The following is a 19494-nucleotide window of genomic DNA, read 5'->3' as shown; positions in this document are numbered from 1 at the left end:
CATGATTCTAAATTCTACAAACGGAAAGGTATGTCCGTGCTCCAAGATCGTCTTCCTGTAACAGTCCTGTCAGGCTTTCTGGGTGCTGGCAAGACGACGCTCCTTAACCGTGTTCTGAACAACCGCGAGGGCCGCCGTGTTGCGGTCATTGTCAACGACATGTCAGAGGTGAACATCGACGCCGATCTGGTGCGCGAAGGCGGGGCGAACCTTAGCCACACTGACGAAACGCTTGTGGAGATGTCGAATGGCTGCATCTGCTGCACCCTGCGCAACGACCTGTTGCAAGAGGTCCGGCGCTTGGCCGAGGACGGCCGGTTCGACTATCTGCTGATAGAATCCACCGGCATCTCCGAACCCCTGCCCGTGGCCGCAACATTCGATTTCCGCGATGAGGCGGGCGAAAGCCTGTCGGATGTGTCGCGTCTCGACACGATGGTGACGGTGGTCGATGCGGTGAACCTGCTGCGTGACTATTCCAGTCATGATTTCCTGCGCGACCGGGGTGAAACGCTAGGCGACGAGGACGAGCGCACGCTGGTCAACCTATTGGTGGAACAGATCGAATTCGCCGATGTGGTAATCCTCAACAAGATCGCAGACGCCGAACCACAACAGGTGGACGCCGCGCGCAAGATCATTCGCAGCCTGAACGCCGATGCGCGGATCATTGAGACCAATCATTCCGACGTCCCAGCGGATGCGATCCTGAACACGGGTCTTTTTGACTTCGAGAAGGCCCACGAACACCCGATGTGGGCCAAGGATCTGTACGGTTTTGCCGATCACGTGCCCGAGACCGAGGAATATGGCGTGGCCAGTTTCGTCTACCGTGCCCGCCGCCCGTTTGAACCGGAAAAAATCATGGCCGTGTTAAGCGGCGATCTGTCCGGTGTGATCCGCGCCAAAGGGCATTTCTGGATCGCCACGCGCCCCGAATGGGTGGCCGAATTCAGCCTCGCTGGGGCACTTTCATCGGTCAAACCTTTGGGGACCTGGTGGGCATCCGTCCCCCGAGATCGCTGGCCCGACCATGAAGGCGTACGCCAGTATATGGCCGCGCATTGGTCTGAGCCTTGGGGCGATCGCCGTCAAGAGCTTGTGTTTATCGGTGCGGGTATCGACTGGCCAGCGATCAAGTCACAACTCGACGGGTGCCTCGTGCCCGAACACCTTGCGCCAGGGCCCGATGGATTGCCGGACCTGCCCGACCCATTCCCCGTCTGGCGGCGTGCAGAGGCGGCATGATATATCAGCGTGACACTCTTTCAGCCGCCGCGATTGGCGTTGGCATCGTTCAGACCGGCCCAGGCCTGGACGTGATCAACACCGGTGGCTGCGCTGCTGCCATCTGGCATCGTCGCCCGACACCCTCATTGCAGAGCTGGATCGGCGCAATGGCCCCCTCGTTGTTGCCGCAAGTCCGGTTGACCCTGCGGCCAGAGACTGTCCGCGAAGCGGTTCTTCAAGCCTGCGTGGCATCCGGCACACCGGACTGCCCGGAACGGGCGATATTGATCGACGATATCGCGGCGCAGGCGGAAATCTTTACCGCGCTGATGCCCTCGCGCTATCTGCGGGTGCGGCTGGATGTCATAGAAACGAACGCCTGCCGGAAGTTCCACATCGACGCCGTGACTGTGCGACTTGTCTGCACCTATCGCGGGACAGGGACGCAATACGGCAACGGGGCCAAGCCGAGCCGTGTTTTCACGGTGCCAACCGGCAGCCCGATCCTGCTGCGCGGCACGCTTTGGCCGGAAACGCCCCGCTCTGGCCTGTCGCACCGCTCTCCCCCGATCGAAGGCACGGGGGAGACACGGCTGGTTCTTGTGATTGATCCGGTTGACGATCCGGAGGACGCGGTGTGACTGCTTCGAACCGAGGTGCGACCAGCCTTAGGACAAGACGCCGCGACGAGAACCCGATGCAGGCATTTAATGCGCTTCCGGCTCCCGTCAGGTCCTGGCTTTCCCAAGCGGCGTTGCCTTGGTCTGCCGCCTCGTGTCGCAAGATCCTGCGCCAAGCACGGGCGCGCGGCGAGAGCCTTGATGACGTACTGGCGCGGCTTGATCGCGCCCAGCAGAAAACCCTTGCCCGCGACCGTTATGCAAGGTGCGGCATCATCGCGAAAAACCATTCTTTCAATCAACAGGATAGGAACACATGACAAAACCATTCCTCAAAACAGCCTTGGCGCTCGCATGCCTCGCGTTGCCAACGCTTGCGCATGCAGACGGCACCCTTGATGTCGTCGCGCAATTTGAAATTCAGTCGCCGGAACCGTCAACAAGCGGCTACATCTTCACGCGAATGGGCGTGGCCGAGACTTTGGTTAACGCGAACGCCGACGGAAAACTGACACCCGGCCTCGCCACGTCTTGGGAGGTCTCCGAGGACGGTCTGACTTGGACTTTTGCGCTGCGGGATGGCGTCGCGTTTCACGATGGCAAAGCGATGACAGCCGATACAGTTGTTAATGCCCTCGAAATTGCGCGCGCCAAACCGGGGCCGTTGCGAGACCTACCAATCACCGGCATGGTGGCCAACGATGGTGCGGTCACGATCACGCTGTCCGAACCGCTGGCAGCACTGCCTGCGTTTCTGGCCGAATTCCGGTCGCAAATCCTGTCGCCCGCGTCTTTTGCAGCGGACGGCACCGGGGTCGCGATCATCGGCACTGGCCCCTACCGTATCACAGCGATCGAGCCGCCGCTCAGCCTTGATGCGACGGCATTTGCTGGCTACTGGGGCGCGGCACCGCATATCGCCGATGTCAGCTATTCGGGCGTGAGCCGGGTTGAGACGCGGGCACTAATGGCCGAATCCGGCGAAGCCAAATTCGTTTTCGGGCTAGATCCCGCCAGCGTGTCGCGCCTGAACATGCTGGACAATGTTGACGTTCTTTCTGTCGCCATCCCACGCACGTTGCTGATCAAGGTGAACGCGGCCCAACCGTTCCTTGCCGACCCCAACGCCCGCCGTGCGCTAAGCCTTGCCATTGACCGTGCGGGTATCGCCAAGGCCGTATTGCGGTACCCCGAAGGTGCCGATCAATTGTTCCCGCCCTCCATCGCCGGCTGGCACAGCGATGCAATTGCGCCTCTGGATTATGATGTCGAGGCGGCGAAAACCCTCCTGAAAGATCTGGGCTGGGAAGCGGGTAGCGACGGTATTCTGATGCGCGACGGTGAACGCTTTGCGGTGACGTTGACCACCTACCCGGACCGGCCTGAATTACCCCTCGTGGCCGCCGTTCTGGAACAGCAGTTTCGCGCCATCGGGGTCGAGTTGACAATCAATACCACGAATTCGTCAGCAATCCCTGCCGGACACCAAGATGGCTCTCTTGACCTTGGCCTGATCGCGCGCAATTTCTCGCTGATCCCTGATCCGATCGGCACCGTTCTGTCCGATTATGTCGGCAATGGCGACTGGGGCGCGATGAACTGGAAAAACCCGGAATTCGCAACGCTGGTGCGTAGCCTCGCGCGCGGTGAAGGCGGTGATGCGGAACGCGCCGCAGCCGCAGCCATCCTGCAAGCCGAACTGCCTGTCATCCCGATTGCATGGTATCAGCAAACGCTTGCCGTATCGGATAAGATTGACGGTGCGCAGATCGACCCGTTCGAGCGCAGCTTTGGCCTTCAAGACATGCGGTGGGCCGAGTGAGCGCGCTTGCCTCGCGATTGGTACAGGCAATCATGGTGGCGGTCCTGATCGGGACCGCTACTTTTGTCATGATGCGCAGTCTGCCCGGTGACGCAGCCTGGCGGATTGCCGCCGGGCGCTATGGTTACGACAATGTCGATGCCGCCGCTGCCGATGCTGTGCGTGCGGAACTTGGCCTTGATGGTCCAGCGCTTCCTGCGTTGCTGCAATGGTTGGGCGATCTTGCGCGGTTTGATTTCGGCAATTCGCTGGTCACCGGACAGCCGATCGTTGACGAAATCGCCCACCAGCTTGGTGCCTCGGCGTCTTTGGCGCTGGTGGCAGTCCTCCTCTCTCTTTTAATCGGGCCGCCTTTGGGAATACTCGCGGGGCTAAGACCCGGCGGGCTACTTGACCGCGTGTTGCTAGTCGTCTCAACCGGCATCAAAGCTATACCGCAATTTCTGTTGGCGCTTGTTCTAATTGTCGTTCTTGCCGTGCAACTGCGTTGGCTGCCTGCTGCGGGCCACGGTGAGGCACGTCATTTCATCCTGCCCAGCCTGACACTTGCGCTTGGCCTTGCGGCGGTGAATGCACGCATTGCACGTGATGCGATGGCCCGGATAGCCGACATGCCGTTCTGGCGCTTTGCGAAGTGGAAGGGCTTGTCTGAACGACAGACCCTGATGCGCCACGGGTTGCGCAATGTTTCGGTGCCGCTGATCACATATCTGGGCCTGCAATTCGTGACGCTGGTCGAAGGTGTCATCATCATGGAATCGATCTTTGGCTGGCCCGGTATCGGACACGCGCTGGTGCATGCCATCTTCTCGCGCGATGTGCCAATGGTGCAAGGTACGGCGCTGGTACTTGGTCTTGGCTTTGTCATGGTCAATGCGCTCATTGACGTCGCTGTGCGACGTCTGGACCCGAGGGTCGCGGCATGAGCACACTTGATTTTGCCACAGCACCACAGGCGCAGCTATCACCATCCCGCATGATCGGTGTGGTGCTGATCATGTCGGTCGCTGCGGTGTCACTGCTTGGCCCGCTGATCCTTCCGGGCGATCCGCTCGCGCAATCCTTGACGAAGGCGCTAGCGGGTCCCGAGGTTGGCGCGCCGCTGGGTTATGATCATCTGGGGCGCTCGGTGTTTCACCGTCTGGCGGACGCGCTTCGCTTGTCACCTGTCATTGCACTGGCGGCAGTGATGATGGCCTGTGCTGCAGGTCTTATTCTCGGAACGCTGACAGCTACCAAGGGGGGCTGGATCGACAAGGGACTGGTTATGCTGGCGGATGCGCTGCTTGCCCTTCCGGGATTACTGCTCATCCTCATCGTGCTGGCGATGGTGCCGGGAACGGTGGTTGGCTTCTGGGCGGGGCTGTCGCTTGTGCTTTGGGTCGAATTTTTCCGCCTGACCCGCGCAGCCACCCGTGAAACGCTGGCCTCTCCGGCGGTGCAGGCGTCACGACTTCTGGGGTTTGGCCCCGTCTATATCTTTCGCGTTGATATCTGGCCCGAGATCGCGCCGATGATGCTGACCGCTGCCGCCTTTGGCACGGCCACGGCAATCATGGCGATTGCTGCGCTTGGTTTCGTACATGTGGGCATGCGTGCACCGACACCCGAACTGGGGCTGATGATGGTCGAATTACTGCCCTACTGGCGCGAGGCACCGCTGGCGCTTTTGTCGCCGGTCATTGCCACCTTTGCCCTGCTTCTGGGTCTTACTCTACTGGCCGGGAGCCGTGAAACATGAGCTTGCTGAAAGCAGAAGACATCACCGTCCGCGATGGACCTGCAACGCTGTTAGAACCGCTCTCTTTGCGTCTTGAACCCGGTGAACCACTGGTCATTCTGGGCGAAACAGGCTCCGGCAAAAGCCTGATGGCCCAAGCAATCATGGGCACGCTCCCACCAGGGCTGGAGGCCAAGGGACAGGTTGGTGTGGGCAAGCACATGCTTAATGCCGCCGCTCCACAGCGTTTCCGGGGGCTCTGGGGGCGCGAAATCGGTGTCCTGCCGCAAGAGCCGTGGCTGTCGCTTGACCCTTTGATGCAGGCGCGCAGTCAAATCGCCGAGGCGCACAGGCTGGTCCGGGGGCTGGATCGCCCTAACGCAACGACGCGGGCAGAGGCCGATCTGGCCGCACTTGGCCTTGCCGGGGCTGCGAACAAGTACCCGCATGAATTGTCGGGGGGTATGGCACAGCGTGTGGCCATTGCCGCCGCAAGAGCTGGTGGTGCGCGGATCGTCATCGCGGACGAACCCACAAAGGGGCTGGATGCAGCCCGTCGCGACGATGTGGCGCGCCTGCTTTTGTCCGAAATGGGCCAGATCGGGGGGCTTTTGATCATCACCCATGATCTGGCGTTGGCTCGGATGGTTGGCGGTCGGATGATTGTTTTGCGATCGGGCAAGATCGTGGAACAGGGCACGACAAACCAGATCTTTGCCGCGCCGCAACACCCCTATACCAAAGAGTTATTAGCCGCCGACCCCGAAAATTGGACGCCCCGGCAAAGAGCCGGAAGCGGCCAAACAGTCGTGAGCACAAGTGGCCTCGCCGTGGAGCGGGCGGGGCAACACCTGTTTTCGAAAATCACTCTGGATATCCATGCGGGTGAGGTTCTCGGCGTGACCGGACCATCGGGTTGCGGCAAATCTTCTTTGGGGGACGCATTGCTCGGGTTGCTCAAACCTGCCGCAGGGACGATCACCCGCGGGTCTGAAAAGCATGCTTTCGCGTTTCAGAAGCTTTATCAGGACCCGGTCGCGGCCTTCCCGCGCAAGCGAACGCTGGGCCGGACCATTTACGATACCCTTACCCTGTCAGGCGGACGACCCAATGAGGTTGATGCTCTGCTCGCCCGACTTGGGCTCGATCCACGTCTGCTTGCGCGGCGGCCCGATGCGGTTTCCGGAGGCGAGTTGCAAAGAGTGTCGCTGCTTCGTGTCCTTCTGCGCAACCCAAGTTTCATCGTGGCTGACGAACCTACATCGAGGCTGGACCCGATCACGCAGGCTCAGGTCATATCACTGCTGACCGAAATCGCGGCACAAGACGACGTCGCTGTCATGCTGGTCAGTCATGATGCTGCGCTGATCCGAAACACAAGCGATGAGGTTCTGGATCTTGGTCCACACGGCGTTCCTGATACATTTGAGAATGCGACAGACGTGCGGGTGGGGACCTAGAAACCGCGGGGCGGCCGTTCTTCGCCATGAGCTTATTCTTGAGGTTATGGCGAAGGAAATAGACCACGTGGGGCAATAGCCGCTGCCCTTACATGTTTTTCAAGCACAGCAGAGACCGCTCAGGGCCAGCCTCAAGGGCCTAAGCAGGCCCTGAGGGACTTCTGGAAGATAGTTTTCCCTCTGACCTCGGCCACCTTATGTGGAGACTCTTTCGAGCATCGCGGCAGAGCATCAATATTGCAGGTTCACGGTTAAGGTCGTCGATAATGTCTCGCATGTGCCCCAAGACAACAACGCAAGCGCTTGTTAGCTAATGAGATATTAGGTCTCAACCGAAGTTGTGGTGCGGTCGGAGAGACTCGAACTCTCACGGGTGTTACCCCACAGCGACCTCAACGCTGCGCGTCTACCATTCCGCCACGACCGCACGCCATGGATGGTGTCGCTCGTTTAGACAAAGATGATCGCCTTGTGAAGAGGCAATCCTCATCATTTTAAACAACAGAATTTTCTGTCCCGCCCCCCTGCCTAAATTCCCCGCGCCCCTTGAATTACCCGCATAAAACCTGACTTTAGGGGCACGTCTTTAATAACAGGTGATCTCCCGTGACCAATGATGCGCCCCCACAAACCGCCCCTGCCCTGCAAATCGACATTATATCCGATGTGATGTGCCCTTGGTGCATTGTAGGGTATCGGCAGCTGGAACAGGCGCTTGCGCAAACCGGGGTGGGCGCTTTCATCCGCTGGCATCCGTTCGAACTGAACCCGCAGATGCCACCCGAAGGTCAGAATACGGCCGAGCATATTATGGAGAAATACGGCGCGAGCGCCGAGCAGTCAGCACAGAACCGGGCGCAGCTGGTGCAAATTGGCGAAGGGTTGGGCATTGATTTCAACTTCACCCCCGACAGCCGTATCGTTAACAGCTTTGCCGCGCATCAGCTGTTGCACTGGGCGCAGGAATACAATCTTCAGCACCCCCTGAAGCTGGCCCTGTTCAATGCGCATTTCACACAAGGGCGCGATGTCTCTGATCATAGCGTGTTGGCCGATGTTGCCGAAGAAGTGGGCCTTGACCGCGCCCAAGCCGTCGAGGTTTTGGAAGGCGGCAGCCACGCAGATGCGGTGCGCGAGCTGGAAGGGTCGTGGACCGGTCAAGGAATCAGCGGCGTGCCCGCGATGGTGTTCGAGGGTAAATATCTGGTAACCGGTGCGCAGGGTGCAGAGAACTATGGCCAAGTCATCCAGAAAATCATGGCGGAAAAGACAGCGGCCTAACGGCGGCAGTATTATGTCAGCCAATAGCGGGGCAAAAAGCGACTGAAAATGGTGGAATGGATCATCTCTGATGGCTTGACCGATTTCAGGACCGCCGAGGCGTGGATGGAAGAGCGTGCGACCCAAATCGCGGCGGATACGGCGGACGAATGCATCTGGCTGGTTGAGCATCCTGCCCTTTATACCGCTGGCACCTCGGCCAAAATCGATGATCTGACCGATCCTGATCGGTTTCCCGTCTACGATACCCGGCGCGGCGGGCAATATACCTATCATGGGCCGGGCCAGCGGGTCGTCTATGTTATGTTGGATGTGGGAAAACGGGGACGTGATGTGCGCCGCTTTGTCCAAGACTTGGAGGCTTGGGTGATTGCAACCCTCGACAGCTTTAACGTCACCGGCGAAATACGCGAGGGCCGGGTTGGCGTCTGGGTTGAACGACCTGATAAACCACTGACAGCGATTGGAAATACGGCAGAGGATAAAATCGCGGCCATTGGCATACGTCTGCGTAAATGGATTAGCTTTCACGGCATCAGCATCAACGTTGACCCTGATCTGAGCCACTTTGATGGCATTGTGCCCTGCGGGATCAGCGGCCATGGTGTTACGTCGCTGGTGGATCTCGGGCTGCCTGTCACGATGGATACTCTCGACGTCGCGTTGAGGGCCACCTTTGATAAGATTTTCGACCCCCAGCGATAGTACATCTTGATTCGCGCGCGCATTGCCCGCGGTCGATGCCGACTGCCCCAGCTGGCATTCCGGACGGCCACGCCATGAAACAGTCCAGAAAACGGTGCCTACAGCGGCTTTTCGGTCAAAAGGTATTCTGAAATTTACATATGTTTCACTTGTTTCATCTTACCTGTCGGGCGAAAGGTCCGAAAAACGTAGCCATAACAGCCTTTTTTCCAAAATCAGCGTAGCTGCCACGCGCTTGCTTTTTTGAGAAAATACCGCCCCTGCGGCAATGGTGGCCATTGCCCCTGTGGGCAAGGCGCACTAAAACGAATGATAATCCAACGCGCGTTCCCTGTCGGGGCGTGGGTTGACCAACCAATCTCAGGAGGCACCGCATGGCCGACGCAGCCATTCACGGGCAAGACCATCACGACGAGCGTGGATTTTTCACACGCTGGTTTATGTCCACGAACCACAAAGACATCGGTATTCTATATCTGATCGTCTCAGCCCTCGTTGGCTTTGTTTCTGTCAGTTTTACCATCTATATGCGACTTGAGCTGATGCACCCAGGTGTTCAGTACATGTGTATGGAAGGTGCGCGTTTTATTGCTGACAGTTCAGCGACATGTACGCCAAACGGACATCTCTGGAACGTTCTGATCACAGGCCACGGCATCCTGATGATGTTCTTTGTGGTTATCCCCGCCCTTTTCGGCGGCTTTGGCAACTACTTCATGCCGCTGCAGATCGGCGCGCCTGACATGGCATTCCCACGCATGAACAACCTGTCTTTCTGGCTGTATGTTGGCGGTACAACCCTGGCAATCTGTTCGGTTCTGACACCGGGCGGCAACGGCCAGCTGGGTTCTGGCGTTGGCTGGGTTCTGTATCCTCCTCTGTCCGTCCGCGAGGGTGGGATGTCGATGGATTTCGCGATCTTCGCGGTTCACGTATCCGGCGCGTCCTCGATCCTTGGTGCGATCAACATGATCACCACCTTCCTGAACATGCGTGCCCCCGGCATGACCCTGTTCAAGGTGCCATTGTTCAGCTGGTCGATCTTTGTCACCAGCTGGCTGATCTTGCTGTCCCTGCCCGTTTTGGCTGGCGCAATCACCATGCTGCTGATGGACCGTAACTTTGGCTTTGCGTTCTTTGACCCAGCAGGCGGCGGCGATCCGGTACTGTACCAGCACATCTTGTGGTTCTTCGGTCACCCCGAAGTGTACATTATCATTCTGCCCGGCTTTGGTATCATCAGCCACGTCATCGCCACGTTCAGCCGCAAACCGATCTTTGGCTATTTGCCAATGGTCTGGGCGATCATCGCCATCGGTGCGTTGGGCTTTGTTGTATGGGCACACCACATGTACACCGTCGGTCTGACACTGAACCAACAAGCCTATTTCATGCTTGCCACCATGGTCATCGCGGTGCCGACAGGCGTCAAGGTGTTCAGCTGGATTGCCACCATGTGGGGCGGTTCTATTGAATTCAAAACGCCAATGCTTTGGGCCTTCGGCTTCTTGTTTCTCTTCACCGTTGGTGGGGTCACAGGGATCGTTCTGTCGCAAGCCGCTGTGGACCGTTATTACCACGACACCTACTATGTGGTTGCCCACTTCCACTATGTGATGTCGCTGGGTGCCGTGTTCGCCATCTTTGCAGGCATCTATTTTTACCTGCCAAAGATGTCGGGCCGTATGTACCCTGAATGGGCGGGCAAGCTGCACTTCTGGGCGATGTTCATCGGCGCAAACCTGACCTTCTTCCCACAGCACTTCTTGGGCCGTCAGGGCATGCCACGTCGCTACATCGACTACCCAGAGGCATTTGCCTACTGGAACCTGTGGTCCTCGATCGGCGCGTTCCTCAGCTTTGCATCCTTTATCTTCTTCTTCGGCGTCATCTTTTACACATTGACCCGAGGCGCACGGAGCACGGCTGCAAACCCATGGAACGAATATGCCGACACGCTTGAGTGGACTTTGCCAAGCCCACCCCCAGAGCACACATTCGAAATCCTGCCAAAGCAGGAAGAATGGGACAAGCAGCCAAGCCACTAAGGCAAAGCACAGCACGCAACAAAAAGGGGCTCCAACGGCGGTTGAGGCCCCTTTTTCACGTCTGTTATATTTTACGTCTGTTATAGCCCCTCTCTCGACAGCGCAGCGCTTTGCCTATGCAGCAAAAGCTTTTGAAAATTGCGTTTTGCCTTAAGGTGCCATTTGAACCTGAAACAAATGGACGCCTACCTATGCACCTACCAATTACATCGCTCTATGCGGCCTTGACCGCTTTGATTTTTCTGACGCTCAGCATTCGCGTCATCGCCTACCGGCGGGCCAATACTATCTCGCTTGGCGATAGCGGCGACAAGAACTTGCTGAAACGAATGCGCGCCCAAGCAAACTGCGCCGAATATGCCCCACTGGCTTTAATCCTTTTGATGCTTAGTGAATTGGCTGGTGCCCCCTCATCGGCCCTGCATGCGCTTGGGGTCATGTTGGTTGCGGGGCGCGTGCTGCATGCCATTGGTTTTGCCTCCACGCCGCAGAAAATCATTCTTCGTCAATTGGGGATCCTTCTGACTATGGCCATGATCGTCTTCTCTGCTCTGGGGCTTTTGGGTCACGCGCTGCTTTAACAGGGCCCCAAAACTCTGACTGAAAAAAACTTTGAAAAAAGTGCATTCAAAGCTGATTTCCCTCTTGCAGACACAGCGCCCTATGGGTATCTCACGCCCTACCAGAGGATGCGGGCGTAGCTCAGGGGTAGAGCATAACCTTGCCAAGGTTAGGGTCGGGCGTTCGAATCGCCTCGCCCGCTCCAACTGGTTTCTGCAACCCCAGCAGATAAAAACAAGGCCGCCTTCGGGCGGCCTTTGTGTTTTCAGCGACAGATTTTGGGGGTGCTGAAATACCCTTCTGCCTCATAGACAAGTCATGAAGATTACGTTCAACCGCTGCTAAACGCTGATCTTGATGCAGCCCGAATTGCATCGAAAACTTTGGATTGCGCAACCGCCCGCCGTCTAACCCCTTGTCGCAATCGGCGGAAAAACGCGCCCCTTCTTTGCCGAATGAAATAACGTACTATGTGTATAAAAGAATGCTTCTTGTGGCGATAACGCAGCGGCCCAAGACCTATAAAACAGTAAGAAAACAGACCGTTGTCATATTCTTGCCTAGATTGAAAATTAGCTTCGAAACTACTCAGCGGCAGATGCGTCGAATTAGATGCAAAAGCAACAAATCAAGGACGGGCGAGTTATGAAAATTCTAGTGGTAGACGATGATCCATTTATTCTGGAGTTGTTTCCCGAGATTTTTGAGCTTGCCGATATGACAGATATTCACACGGCGGCTGGGGGGCCTCAGGCTCTGGAATTGATCGCCGCTGAAAAGCAACCATTCGATTGCTTTGTGCTGGATGTCGACATGCCCGAGATGGACGGGATCGAGCTGTGCCATCGCATCCGCTCGCTCGCCGGGCACGACATGACCCCGATCTTGATGCTGACCGCCCGCACCGATGCCTTTTCGATCGAAAGCGCCTTTGCCGCAGGCGCGAATGACTATATCTCGAAACCGTTTAACCTGAAAGACGTGTATAACCGCATTCGCGTCGCAGAGCGTCTGAGTGAAGCTGCCAAAACCGTGGTCAGCATCGACGCGCTTGATATTCCTGCTGAAAACCCGATTGGCGAACATCACTTTGCCCTAACTGAAAAGCTGTTTTTCTCCCATGTGGACCGGCTGATCCTGTCCTTTTCGCTGGGCAATTATCTGACCCAACTGGACCGGAAGACCCTGAACGGATGCAAGGCGTTCTGCGTATCATTAGATTCCGCCGACCGGGTGTACGAGGCAACGACTTCGGCCGGTTTTGCGAGGCTCTTGTCCGATCTGGGCACGAGCATCTACAACGTCGTCGCCAGCCCGCATCTTCTGATGTCCTACGAGGGCAACGGGCAATTCGTGTGCATCACCCGCGAGACTGAACTGCCTGATTGGGAGGTTATGGAAACCGAAATCCAGCGCAGCATCAAAGAGGCGTCATACGGGATGACCTTGGACGATCAGGTCGACATAACGGTTTCGGTCGGCACGCCGATTGTACCCAATGCGAACCGGACCCAACGCGTAAAGAACACCTTTACCCGTGCCATTTGCCGTGCGGAAATGCGCGCATCAAACAAGGGGTCGGTTGCCGTTAAGGTCTAGTTGATCGGAAACTGCACCAAACATTTGGCCGCATTGGCGCGGTAATCCTGCAGCGTGGCATCTATGTCCCGCCGGTCGCGTATGATCCCCATTGCAGCTTTCTTTTGGGCCCTTGTCCCTGTCACATGCCGCTCCAGGATCAAAACGGTAATGCCCAGCATGACGTTCTTTTGATCTTCATCGATCATATCCGCGCGCGCCAGCGTCACCGCAGTATAGGCCAGCATATTCGCACAGCGTAGTGCCGCAGCTTCCTCACCTTCGTAGATGCGTGCGGCAGAACTCGGGCCGGCACATAGCAGCGCGACGCACAGGGCGATCAGAAGTTTCAAAATACTTTGAACGTCATCGTCGTCAAAGACCGCTCAATCCCATCGATATCCAGCAAATGATCGTTGATATATACGCCGACATCCTCATTTTTCGGGATATACAGCTTCATCAGCAGGTCAAAATCGCCAGATGTTGAATACAGCTCTGAATGAATTTCGCGCAGGGCGATTTCTTCGGCAACGCGGTAGGTTGTGCCGGGGCGGCACCGTATCTGGATAAAGACGCAGGTGGACATGAATAGGCTTTCGGCTGGTTGCGATGTCAGCAGGCTGTCATAGCGGGGTAAGCGCCGCAATCCCCTATGACGCGCAAATCGGCTTTGCGGGCCTTGGCGTGGCCGCGCGCACTGCTATAAGGGCACCAACAGCCGGAGAATTTCCAATGCGCCAAAGTACCGTCAGCCGTTCCACCGCCGAAACCCAAATCGCCGTCGAGATCAACCTTGATGGCACTGGGGCCTATGACAACAACACCGGCGTCGGGTTCTTTGACCACATGCTGGATCAACTGGCGCGGCATTCGCTGATTGACATGAAAATCACCGCCAAGGGGGATCTGCATGTTGATGATCACCACACCGTCGAAGACGTGGGTATTGCATTGGGTCAGGCGCTGACAAACGCGCTTGGCGACAAACGTGGCATTCGCCGTTATGGTGCGTGTCTGCTGCCCATGGATGACGCTTTGGTGCGCACGGCCCTTGATCTGTCTGCCCGCCCGTTTTTCATCTGGAACGTGGATCTGCCATCGGCCAAGATCGGAAGCTTTGACACAGAACTGGTGCGCGAGTTTTTTCAGGCGCTGTCGACCCATGGCGGGATCACGCTGCACGTCGACATGCTGCATGGCCTCAACAGCCACCACATCGCCGAGGCTGCGTTCAAATCCGTGGCCCGCGCGCTGCGCGAAGCGGTCGAGGTCGATACCCGCAAAGCAGGCGATATCCCCTCAACCAAAGGTGCGCTCTAGGGCATGTTGACCGCGATTATTGACTACGAATCCGGCAATCTTCACTCGGCTCACAAGGCGTTTGAACGCATGGCCCGCGAAGGAAATGCAGGCGAGGTGGTTGTTACCGCCGATGCTGATGTGGTTGCCCGCGCCGATCGTCTTGTATTGCCCGGCGACGGGGCATTCCCGTCCTGCATGGCGTCTCTCAAGGGCCACAGTGGCATCTATGCCGCCATGGTCGAAGCCGTCGAAGTCAAAGGCCGCCCTTTTTTGGGGATTTGCGTCGGGATGCAGTTAATGGCCTCTTGGGGCCGCGAATACGAAGACACGCAAGGGTTGGGCTGGATCGAGGGGGAGGTGACCAAGATCACCCCCGCCGACCCCACGCTGAAAGTGCCGCATATGGGGTGGAATGACTTAATCATCGATCATCCGCATCCTGTGTTCGACGGCATCAACACCGGCGATCACGCCTATTTTGTGCACAGCTACCACATGGCCGTGACCGACCGTGCGGAACGGCTGGCTCATGTGGATTATGCGGGCGATGTCACCGCCGTGATCGGGCGCGACACCATGCTAGGCATGCAATTCCATCCAGAGAAAAGCCAAACCACCGGCTTGCGCATGATCGCCAATTTCTTGAAGTGGCGACCATAAGTTTCCCGCACCGGCCCGCTATTCGGGGCCGGGTGCGCCATACGAAAACCCAGCTTACTTAAGCCGGCTCCAGTTTTGCTTTGAACACAGCAAACCGCCCGCAATGCAGCCGGACAGCTTCAGGTTATCACCCGTAACGGTCATCTTCCCGATATAGATTTTATCGTTCGACGGCCGCCAGACCTTGCCCGCATAGTTGCCCTTGCCATCCGGCACCATGCCGATGACCAGCTGTTTGCCAAGGTTGGGAGACGTATACTCGCCATCGTCGTTAAACGTGCGCATCATCGTGCCGCAAATTTCTGCGCCACATGGCGTCATTTTCACATGCGCATAAGACCCGTCATCCGGTTGGGTCTTCCACACGCCAACAGCAGGATCCTCCGCCATCGCAGCGCCCGCCGCCATGACACCTAGTACCGCTGCCAAAATCACTCTTTTCATGATGTATCCTCCCGATATACGAGTAGCTTGCCGCATATTTGCCGCTTCGGGCAAGCTTAACGTAAGGGCGACACTGCTGCGTTGCACATTTCGGCCCATCATGCGATTTCATCTCTCAACACCCGCAACCCAAGGCGCCCACATGATACTTTACCCCGCAATCGACCTCAAAGACGGCCAGGCCGTGCGCCTCGTGCATGGCGACATGGAAAAATCCACGGTTTTCAATGACGACCCCACCGCACAGGCGCGCGCCTTTGTCGATGCAGGCTGCAGCTGGCTGCACCTAGTTGATCTGAACGGCGCATTTGCAGGGGCCCCGGTCAACGCCGCCCCGGTCGAGGCGATCTTAAAATCTTGCAACGTTCCCGCCCAGCTCGGCGGCGGCATCCGCGACATGGCCACAATCGAGGCTTGGCTGGACAAAGGGCTCGCCCGCGTCATCCTTGGCACCGTTGCCGTTGAAAACCCCGATCTGGTGCGCGAAGCCGCACGCGCCTTCCCCGGCAAAGTTGCCGTAGGAATCGACGCGCGCAATGGCCGCGTCGCGACCAAAGGCTGGGCCGAAGAGACCGACGTGATGGTCACCGATCTGGCAAAATCCTTTGAGGACGCAGGCGTCGCGGCAATCATCTACACTGATATCCTGCGCGACGGGGCCATGGGCGGCCCCAACATCGATGCCACAGCCGATCTTGCCCGTGCCGTCAAAATTCCGGTCATCGCCTCCGGCGGCGTCAGCTCTCTTGATGACCTCAAAGCACTCAAAGCCACCAACGTGATCTCTGGCGCGATCTCGGGCCGCGCGCTCTACGACGGGGCCATCGACCTCCAAGAAGCCCTCAAAGCGCTTGCCTGATCTTCCAAATGGCTACAAATCCTCGGGTGGTCTGGAGGGCAGACAGCCCTCCAGCGGCTTGCCACCCGAACCTGCGCCATCTAAAGAATACCCATGCTTAAAACCCGTATCATCCCCTGCCTAGATGTCGCCGATGGCCGTGTGGTCAAAGGCGTAAATTTCGTTGGCCTGCGTGATGCGGGCGATCCTGTTGACGCAGCCATCGCCTATGATGCCGCCGGCGCGGATGAACTGTGCTTTCTCGACATTCATGCCACCCATGAAAACCGCGGCACCATGTTTGATTTGGTCACCCGCACCGCTGAACATTGTTATATCCCCCTAACCGTGGGCGGCGGCGTGCGGACGGTGGCAGATGTGCGCGCCCTACTGCTGGCCGGTGCCGACAAGGTCAGCTTTAACTCGGCCGCCGTTGCAGATCCCGATGTCATCGCGCGCGCCGCCGATCAATTCGGCAGCCAATGCATCGTCTGCGCCATCGACGCCAAAACCGTCAGCCCCGGCAAATGGGAAATATTCACCCATGGCGGCCGCAAACCCACCGGCATCGACGCCGTGGAATTTGCCAGGCTGGTCACCGCCAAAGGTGCAGGTGAAATCCTGCTGACCTCGATGGACCGCGACGGCACCAAACAAGGCTTCAACCTTCCCCTGACCCGCGCCATCTCTGACGCTGTCAGCGTACCGGTTATTGCCTCGGGCGGCGTTGGCAATCTGGATCACCTCGTAGACGGCGTTACCAAAGGCGGGGCCTCTGCCGTTCTGGCCGCATCAATCTTTCACTTTGGCGAATACACGGTGGCGCAAGCAAAACAGCATATGGCCGCCGCCGGCATCCCAATGAGGCTGACATGACCCTAGATGACCTTTTCGCGACCATCAGCGCCCGCAAGAATGCTGATCCCTCAAGCAGTTGGACAGCACAGCTGCTTGCCAAAGGCCCGGAAAAATGTGCAGAGAAATTCGGGGAAGAGGCAATAGAAGCCATTATCGAAGCGGTGAAGGACGACAAAAAGGCGCTCACCTCCGAAGCCGCCGATGTGCTTTATCATCTGCTGGTCATGCTCGCTTCGCGTGATGTCCCGCTCACAGATGTACTGGATGAACTCGCGCGCCGTCAAAACCAAAGCGGAATCGCAGAAAAAGCATCCCGCTAGGCTTCTCTGGCTCTTAAATATCCTGGGGGGAAAGCCGATATATCGGCTTGGGGGGCAAGCCCCCCTTCCCCGCCGCCGCAGGCAAAATCGCCCCACATAGCGGGCATTCCATCACAGCTTGCTCGAAATCACGCCCGTCGCAAAACCGCCCATGCGCAGCTCGGAAAACAGCCGCTGATATTCCATCTTCGGGCAACGATTCTGAATCACGATGACCCCGCGCGCCTCTGCCAATGCCGCAGCTTCGGCATGCTCGACCCCAATTTGCATCCAGATCGTCTGTAACTTGGGAAACGCCGCCAACGCCTCGTCTACAATCTCGGGCACGGCTTCTGAGCGACGGAAAATATCGACCATATCCACATCACCGTCAATGTCAGACAGCTTCGCGACAACCTTGGCACCGAACAACGTCTTGCCCGCGTGACCGGGGTTCACGGGAATCACCTCAAACCCCTTGAGCGACAGATAACGCGCCACAAAATAACTGGGGCGCACGGGGTTCATTGACACGCCAACAACCGCGATCCGCTTGGTCCGAGTCAGCACATCTTTCAAAAGGGCATCTGAATACGTCATCGTCTACATCTACACCGATTCAAGCGGAAAAAAAGCGCCCATCAGACGAAGGTCCGAGGGCGCTAAGGTATGGAACGAGGGACAGTTACAGATCGGCAGGTGTTCCGAACCCGCCGCCTTGAACATGAAGTAAGCACTCTTCGCGCCATTCAAAGACCGTCTAACAAATCCGTGAATAAAATCTAAACATCTGGGCAGAATACCGCCCAAAGCTTGACGTTCCGCTCAATCAAAATGTCTTCTACAGCATCAAAAACGTCTTCAAAGACGTCGCTGGCCATCTTTTGCAGCCAGGATTTCCGGCGCTTCTGACGTTTCACCTTGGGCTTCAGCCCCCGTTTTACAGGCTTGGCACTTGGAAACCGCCGCAAGGCAGGCGACACGCCGCCGCCCGCATTTTTGGATTTAGAAACAGGGATTTGCTTCAAATCATGCAGCGGCGCGCCGCATTGCGCGCAGGACAGTTCGTGGCGGCCCACATCCAGCGTCAAAGCCGCTTTGCTGCCGCAAAAACAGCAGGTTGCGATCTTGGTTGGGTAGGCCATTGCGTCGTTCCTCTAGCGCCGGATTTACCCGTGCGGACGAGACGCATATAGGGCGATTGCCGCCGCGTTCGAGACGTTGAGCGAGCCAAATCCGCCATCTGCGTCAATCCGCACCAGCATATCCACCGTTTCTTTGGTCTTCTCACGCAGCCCCGGCCCCTCGGCCCCCAACACCAGTGCAACGGGGCGATCCCGTTTACCGTCCAATGCGGCCTCGACCGTCATATCGGCCTCACCATCAAGCCCAAGCACCAAATACCCCATATTCTGCAGCTCTTTGATCGAATCCGCCAAGTTACGCACCCGCAGATAGGGCTGACGCTCCAACGCGCCACTTGCGGATTTCGCCAGCGATCCGGTCTCGGGGGCGGCGTGGTGGCGCATGCCGATCACGGCAGACGCGCCCAACACCTCGGCAGAGCGCAAGATTGCCCCAACGTTATGCGGATCGGTGACGCGGTCGAGCAGCAACACACGCGGTGCCTCGGCCCCGATACATACCTCTTGCAAGGATCCCCACGCCAGCGGTTTGACCTCAAGCACAGCGCCCTGATGCACCGACCCTTGATCAAGCGGCGGGCGGAATTTGCGTGGGTCCACGACCTCTGGTACGATTCCCGCTTTGGCAATCGCCTCTTCCAGCTTGATCTGCGCATTTGGCGTGACCATCAGCTTTAGCTTTTCGCGTTTGGGATTCTCCAGCGCGTCACGCACAGCATGCAAGCCGAACAACCACACGGTCTGGTTCGCCTCAGCCTTTTTATCTTGCTCTTTTTGCACGACCCACTTCGGTTTTTTCATGCCCAGACCCTCTATCATATGCTGCAAGGATCATTTCCCTGCCTTTCGCCTAGGTTTTCGCCTTGACGCCTATCAGGACCGCTTGTAATCACGCCTTCACATCCGGTGCAATGCACTGG

Annotated in this window: 22 protein-coding genes, 2 tRNA genes and 1 pseudogene; 18 read left to right on the top strand and 7 right to left on the bottom strand. The window is 57.6% G+C overall.

Annotated features, from left to right (window positions below; all coding sequences use genetic code 11):
- Positions 1–36 precede the first annotated feature (36 nt).
- From zigA to BM347_RS07545, 7 genes are read left to right on the top strand one after another with little or no spacing between them, the layout of a single operon-like run.
- Positions 37–1248 (top strand): zinc metallochaperone GTPase ZigA, encoded by a 1212-nt coding sequence (zigA, locus tag BM347_RS07575; protein ID WP_093916101.1) that lies wholly within the window; start codon positions 37–39, stop codon positions 1246–1248.
- The gene (locus tag BM347_RS07570; protein WP_093915811.1) at positions 1245–1871 is read left to right on the top strand and encodes a DUF1826 domain-containing protein; all 627 of its coding nucleotides are present in this window, start codon (positions 1245–1247) and stop codon (positions 1869–1871) included. The genes zigA and BM347_RS07570 overlap by 4 nt, the downstream gene beginning before the upstream one ends.
- On the top strand, positions 1868–2170 hold the full coding sequence (locus BM347_RS17675) for a DUF6525 family protein (RefSeq protein ID WP_281247848.1): 303 nt from the start codon (positions 1868–1870) through the stop codon (positions 2168–2170). Before BM347_RS07570 ends, BM347_RS17675 begins: the two co-directional genes overlap by 4 nt.
- Positions 2167–3672 carry an ABC transporter substrate-binding protein gene (locus tag BM347_RS07560; protein WP_093915809.1) on the top strand — a complete coding sequence of 502 codons (1506 nt, stop codon included), beginning with the start codon at positions 2167–2169 and terminating at the stop codon, positions 3670–3672. The genes BM347_RS17675 and BM347_RS07560 overlap by 4 nt, the downstream gene beginning before the upstream one ends.
- Positions 3669–4598 (top strand): ABC transporter permease, encoded by a 930-nt coding sequence (locus tag BM347_RS07555; protein WP_245764209.1) that lies wholly within the window; start codon positions 3669–3671, stop codon positions 4596–4598. The genes BM347_RS07560 and BM347_RS07555 overlap by 4 nt, the downstream gene beginning before the upstream one ends.
- Positions 4595–5413 carry an ABC transporter permease gene (locus BM347_RS07550; protein WP_217644017.1) on the top strand — a complete coding sequence of 273 codons (819 nt, stop codon included), beginning with the start codon at positions 4595–4597 and terminating at the stop codon, positions 5411–5413. Before BM347_RS07555 ends, BM347_RS07550 begins: the two co-directional genes overlap by 4 nt.
- The gene (locus BM347_RS07545; RefSeq protein ID WP_093915807.1) at positions 5410–6852 is read left to right on the top strand and encodes an ABC transporter ATP-binding protein; all 1443 of its coding nucleotides are present in this window, start codon (positions 5410–5412) and stop codon (positions 6850–6852) included. The genes BM347_RS07550 and BM347_RS07545 overlap by 4 nt, the downstream gene beginning before the upstream one ends.
- Before the next feature lie 341 nt (positions 6853–7193).
- Here BM347_RS07545 and BM347_RS07540 read toward each other — a convergent pair.
- A tRNA-Leu gene (locus tag BM347_RS07540) sits at positions 7194–7279 on the bottom strand.
- Positions 7280–7458: 179 nt separating this feature from the next.
- Between BM347_RS07540 and BM347_RS07535 the strand changes: the two genes are divergently transcribed.
- The 6 genes and pseudogenes from BM347_RS07535 to BM347_RS17815 all read left to right on the top strand — a co-directional run.
- Positions 7459–8133 (top strand): DsbA family oxidoreductase, encoded by a 675-nt coding sequence (locus BM347_RS07535; RefSeq protein ID WP_093915806.1) that lies wholly within the window; start codon positions 7459–7461, stop codon positions 8131–8133.
- 48 nt (positions 8134–8181) lie between these two features.
- Positions 8182–8838 (top strand): lipoyl(octanoyl) transferase LipB, encoded by a 657-nt coding sequence (gene lipB / locus BM347_RS07530; protein WP_093915805.1) that lies wholly within the window; start codon positions 8182–8184, stop codon positions 8836–8838.
- Between the two features lie 374 nt (positions 8839–9212).
- Positions 9213–10886 carry a cytochrome c oxidase subunit I gene (locus BM347_RS07525; RefSeq protein ID WP_093915804.1) on the top strand — a complete coding sequence of 558 codons (1674 nt, stop codon included), beginning with the start codon at positions 9213–9215 and terminating at the stop codon, positions 10884–10886.
- A gap of 191 nt (positions 10887–11077) precedes the next feature.
- Positions 11078–11467, top strand: coding sequence for an MAPEG family protein (locus BM347_RS07520; protein WP_093916099.1), 390 nt, complete (start codon positions 11078–11080; stop codon positions 11465–11467).
- 110 nt (positions 11468–11577) lie between these two features.
- A tRNA-Gly gene (locus BM347_RS07515) sits at positions 11578–11652 on the top strand.
- 407 nt (positions 11653–12059) lie between these two features.
- Positions 12060–12431: pseudogene (locus BM347_RS17815) on the top strand (response regulator); the annotation flags it as partial.
- A 611-nt stretch (positions 12432–13042) separates the two neighbouring features.
- On the opposite strand, the gene BM347_RS07505 reads toward BM347_RS17815, so the two are convergent.
- Both BM347_RS07505 and BM347_RS07500 read right to left on the bottom strand, forming a co-directional pair.
- On the bottom strand, positions 13043–13378 hold the full coding sequence (locus BM347_RS07505; protein WP_093915802.1) for a hypothetical protein: 336 nt from the start codon (positions 13376–13378) through the stop codon (positions 13043–13045).
- Complete coding sequence (locus BM347_RS07500; protein ID WP_093916098.1) at positions 13375–13614, bottom strand: Lrp/AsnC ligand binding domain-containing protein; 240 nt, start codon at positions 13612–13614, stop codon at positions 13375–13377. Before BM347_RS07500 ends, BM347_RS07505 begins: the two co-directional genes overlap by 4 nt.
- A gap of 146 nt (positions 13615–13760) precedes the next feature.
- Between BM347_RS07500 and hisB the strand changes: the two genes are divergently transcribed.
- Both hisB and hisH read left to right on the top strand, forming a co-directional pair.
- Positions 13761–14348, top strand: coding sequence for an imidazoleglycerol-phosphate dehydratase HisB (gene hisB / locus BM347_RS07495; RefSeq protein ID WP_093915801.1), 588 nt, complete (start codon positions 13761–13763; stop codon positions 14346–14348).
- Between the two features lie 3 nt (positions 14349–14351).
- Positions 14352–14990, top strand: a complete 639-nt coding sequence (hisH, locus tag BM347_RS07490; RefSeq protein ID WP_093915800.1) for an imidazole glycerol phosphate synthase subunit HisH — start codon at positions 14352–14354, stop codon at positions 14988–14990.
- Between the two features lie 54 nt (positions 14991–15044).
- Here the strand turns inward: hisH and BM347_RS07485 are convergent, their stop codons facing one another.
- Positions 15045–15434: a DUF2147 domain-containing protein gene (locus BM347_RS07485; protein WP_093915799.1), complete on the bottom strand. Its 390-nt coding sequence runs from the start codon at positions 15432–15434 to the stop codon at positions 15045–15047.
- Positions 15435–15576: 142 nt separating this feature from the next.
- Between BM347_RS07485 and hisA the strand changes: the two genes are divergently transcribed.
- The 3 genes from hisA to BM347_RS07470 all read left to right on the top strand — a co-directional run bounded on the left by hisA (position 15577) and on the right by BM347_RS07470 (position 17450).
- Positions 15577–16293, top strand: a complete 717-nt coding sequence (gene hisA / locus BM347_RS07480) for a 1-(5-phosphoribosyl)-5-[(5-phosphoribosylamino)methylideneamino]imidazole-4-carboxamide isomerase (RefSeq protein ID WP_093915798.1) — start codon at positions 15577–15579, stop codon at positions 16291–16293.
- A gap of 93 nt (positions 16294–16386) precedes the next feature.
- Positions 16387–17148 carry an imidazole glycerol phosphate synthase subunit HisF gene (gene hisF, locus BM347_RS07475; RefSeq protein ID WP_093915797.1) on the top strand — a complete coding sequence of 254 codons (762 nt, stop codon included), beginning with the start codon at positions 16387–16389 and terminating at the stop codon, positions 17146–17148.
- Positions 17145–17450 carry a phosphoribosyl-ATP diphosphatase gene (locus tag BM347_RS07470; RefSeq protein WP_093915796.1) on the top strand — a complete coding sequence of 102 codons (306 nt, stop codon included), beginning with the start codon at positions 17145–17147 and terminating at the stop codon, positions 17448–17450. Before hisF ends, BM347_RS07470 begins: the two co-directional genes overlap by 4 nt.
- A gap of 111 nt (positions 17451–17561) precedes the next feature.
- On the opposite strand, the gene BM347_RS07465 is transcribed toward BM347_RS07470, so the two are convergent.
- The 3 genes from BM347_RS07465 to rlmB form a co-directional block, all read right to left on the bottom strand.
- Positions 17562–18029 carry a CoA-binding protein gene (locus BM347_RS07465; RefSeq protein ID WP_093915795.1) on the bottom strand — a complete coding sequence of 156 codons (468 nt, stop codon included), beginning with the start codon at positions 18027–18029 and terminating at the stop codon, positions 17562–17564.
- 182 nt (positions 18030–18211) lie between these two features.
- On the bottom strand, positions 18212–18574 hold the full coding sequence (locus BM347_RS07460; protein WP_175498527.1) for a hypothetical protein: 363 nt from the start codon (positions 18572–18574) through the stop codon (positions 18212–18214).
- Positions 18575–18598: 24 nt separating this feature from the next.
- Entirely contained in the window at positions 18599–19375 is a 777-nt protein-coding gene (gene rlmB / locus BM347_RS07455; protein WP_093915794.1) for a 23S rRNA (guanosine(2251)-2'-O)-methyltransferase RlmB, read from the bottom strand.
- Positions 19376–19494: the final 119 nt, after the last annotated feature.

This window comes from Sulfitobacter marinus (assembly GCF_900116285.1).
Taxonomy (GTDB): Bacteria; Pseudomonadota; Alphaproteobacteria; order Rhodobacterales; family Rhodobacteraceae; genus Sulfitobacter; species Sulfitobacter marinus.
Note: the sequence above shows the minus strand (reverse complement) of the source record. Positions and strands in the feature narration are given on the sequence as shown.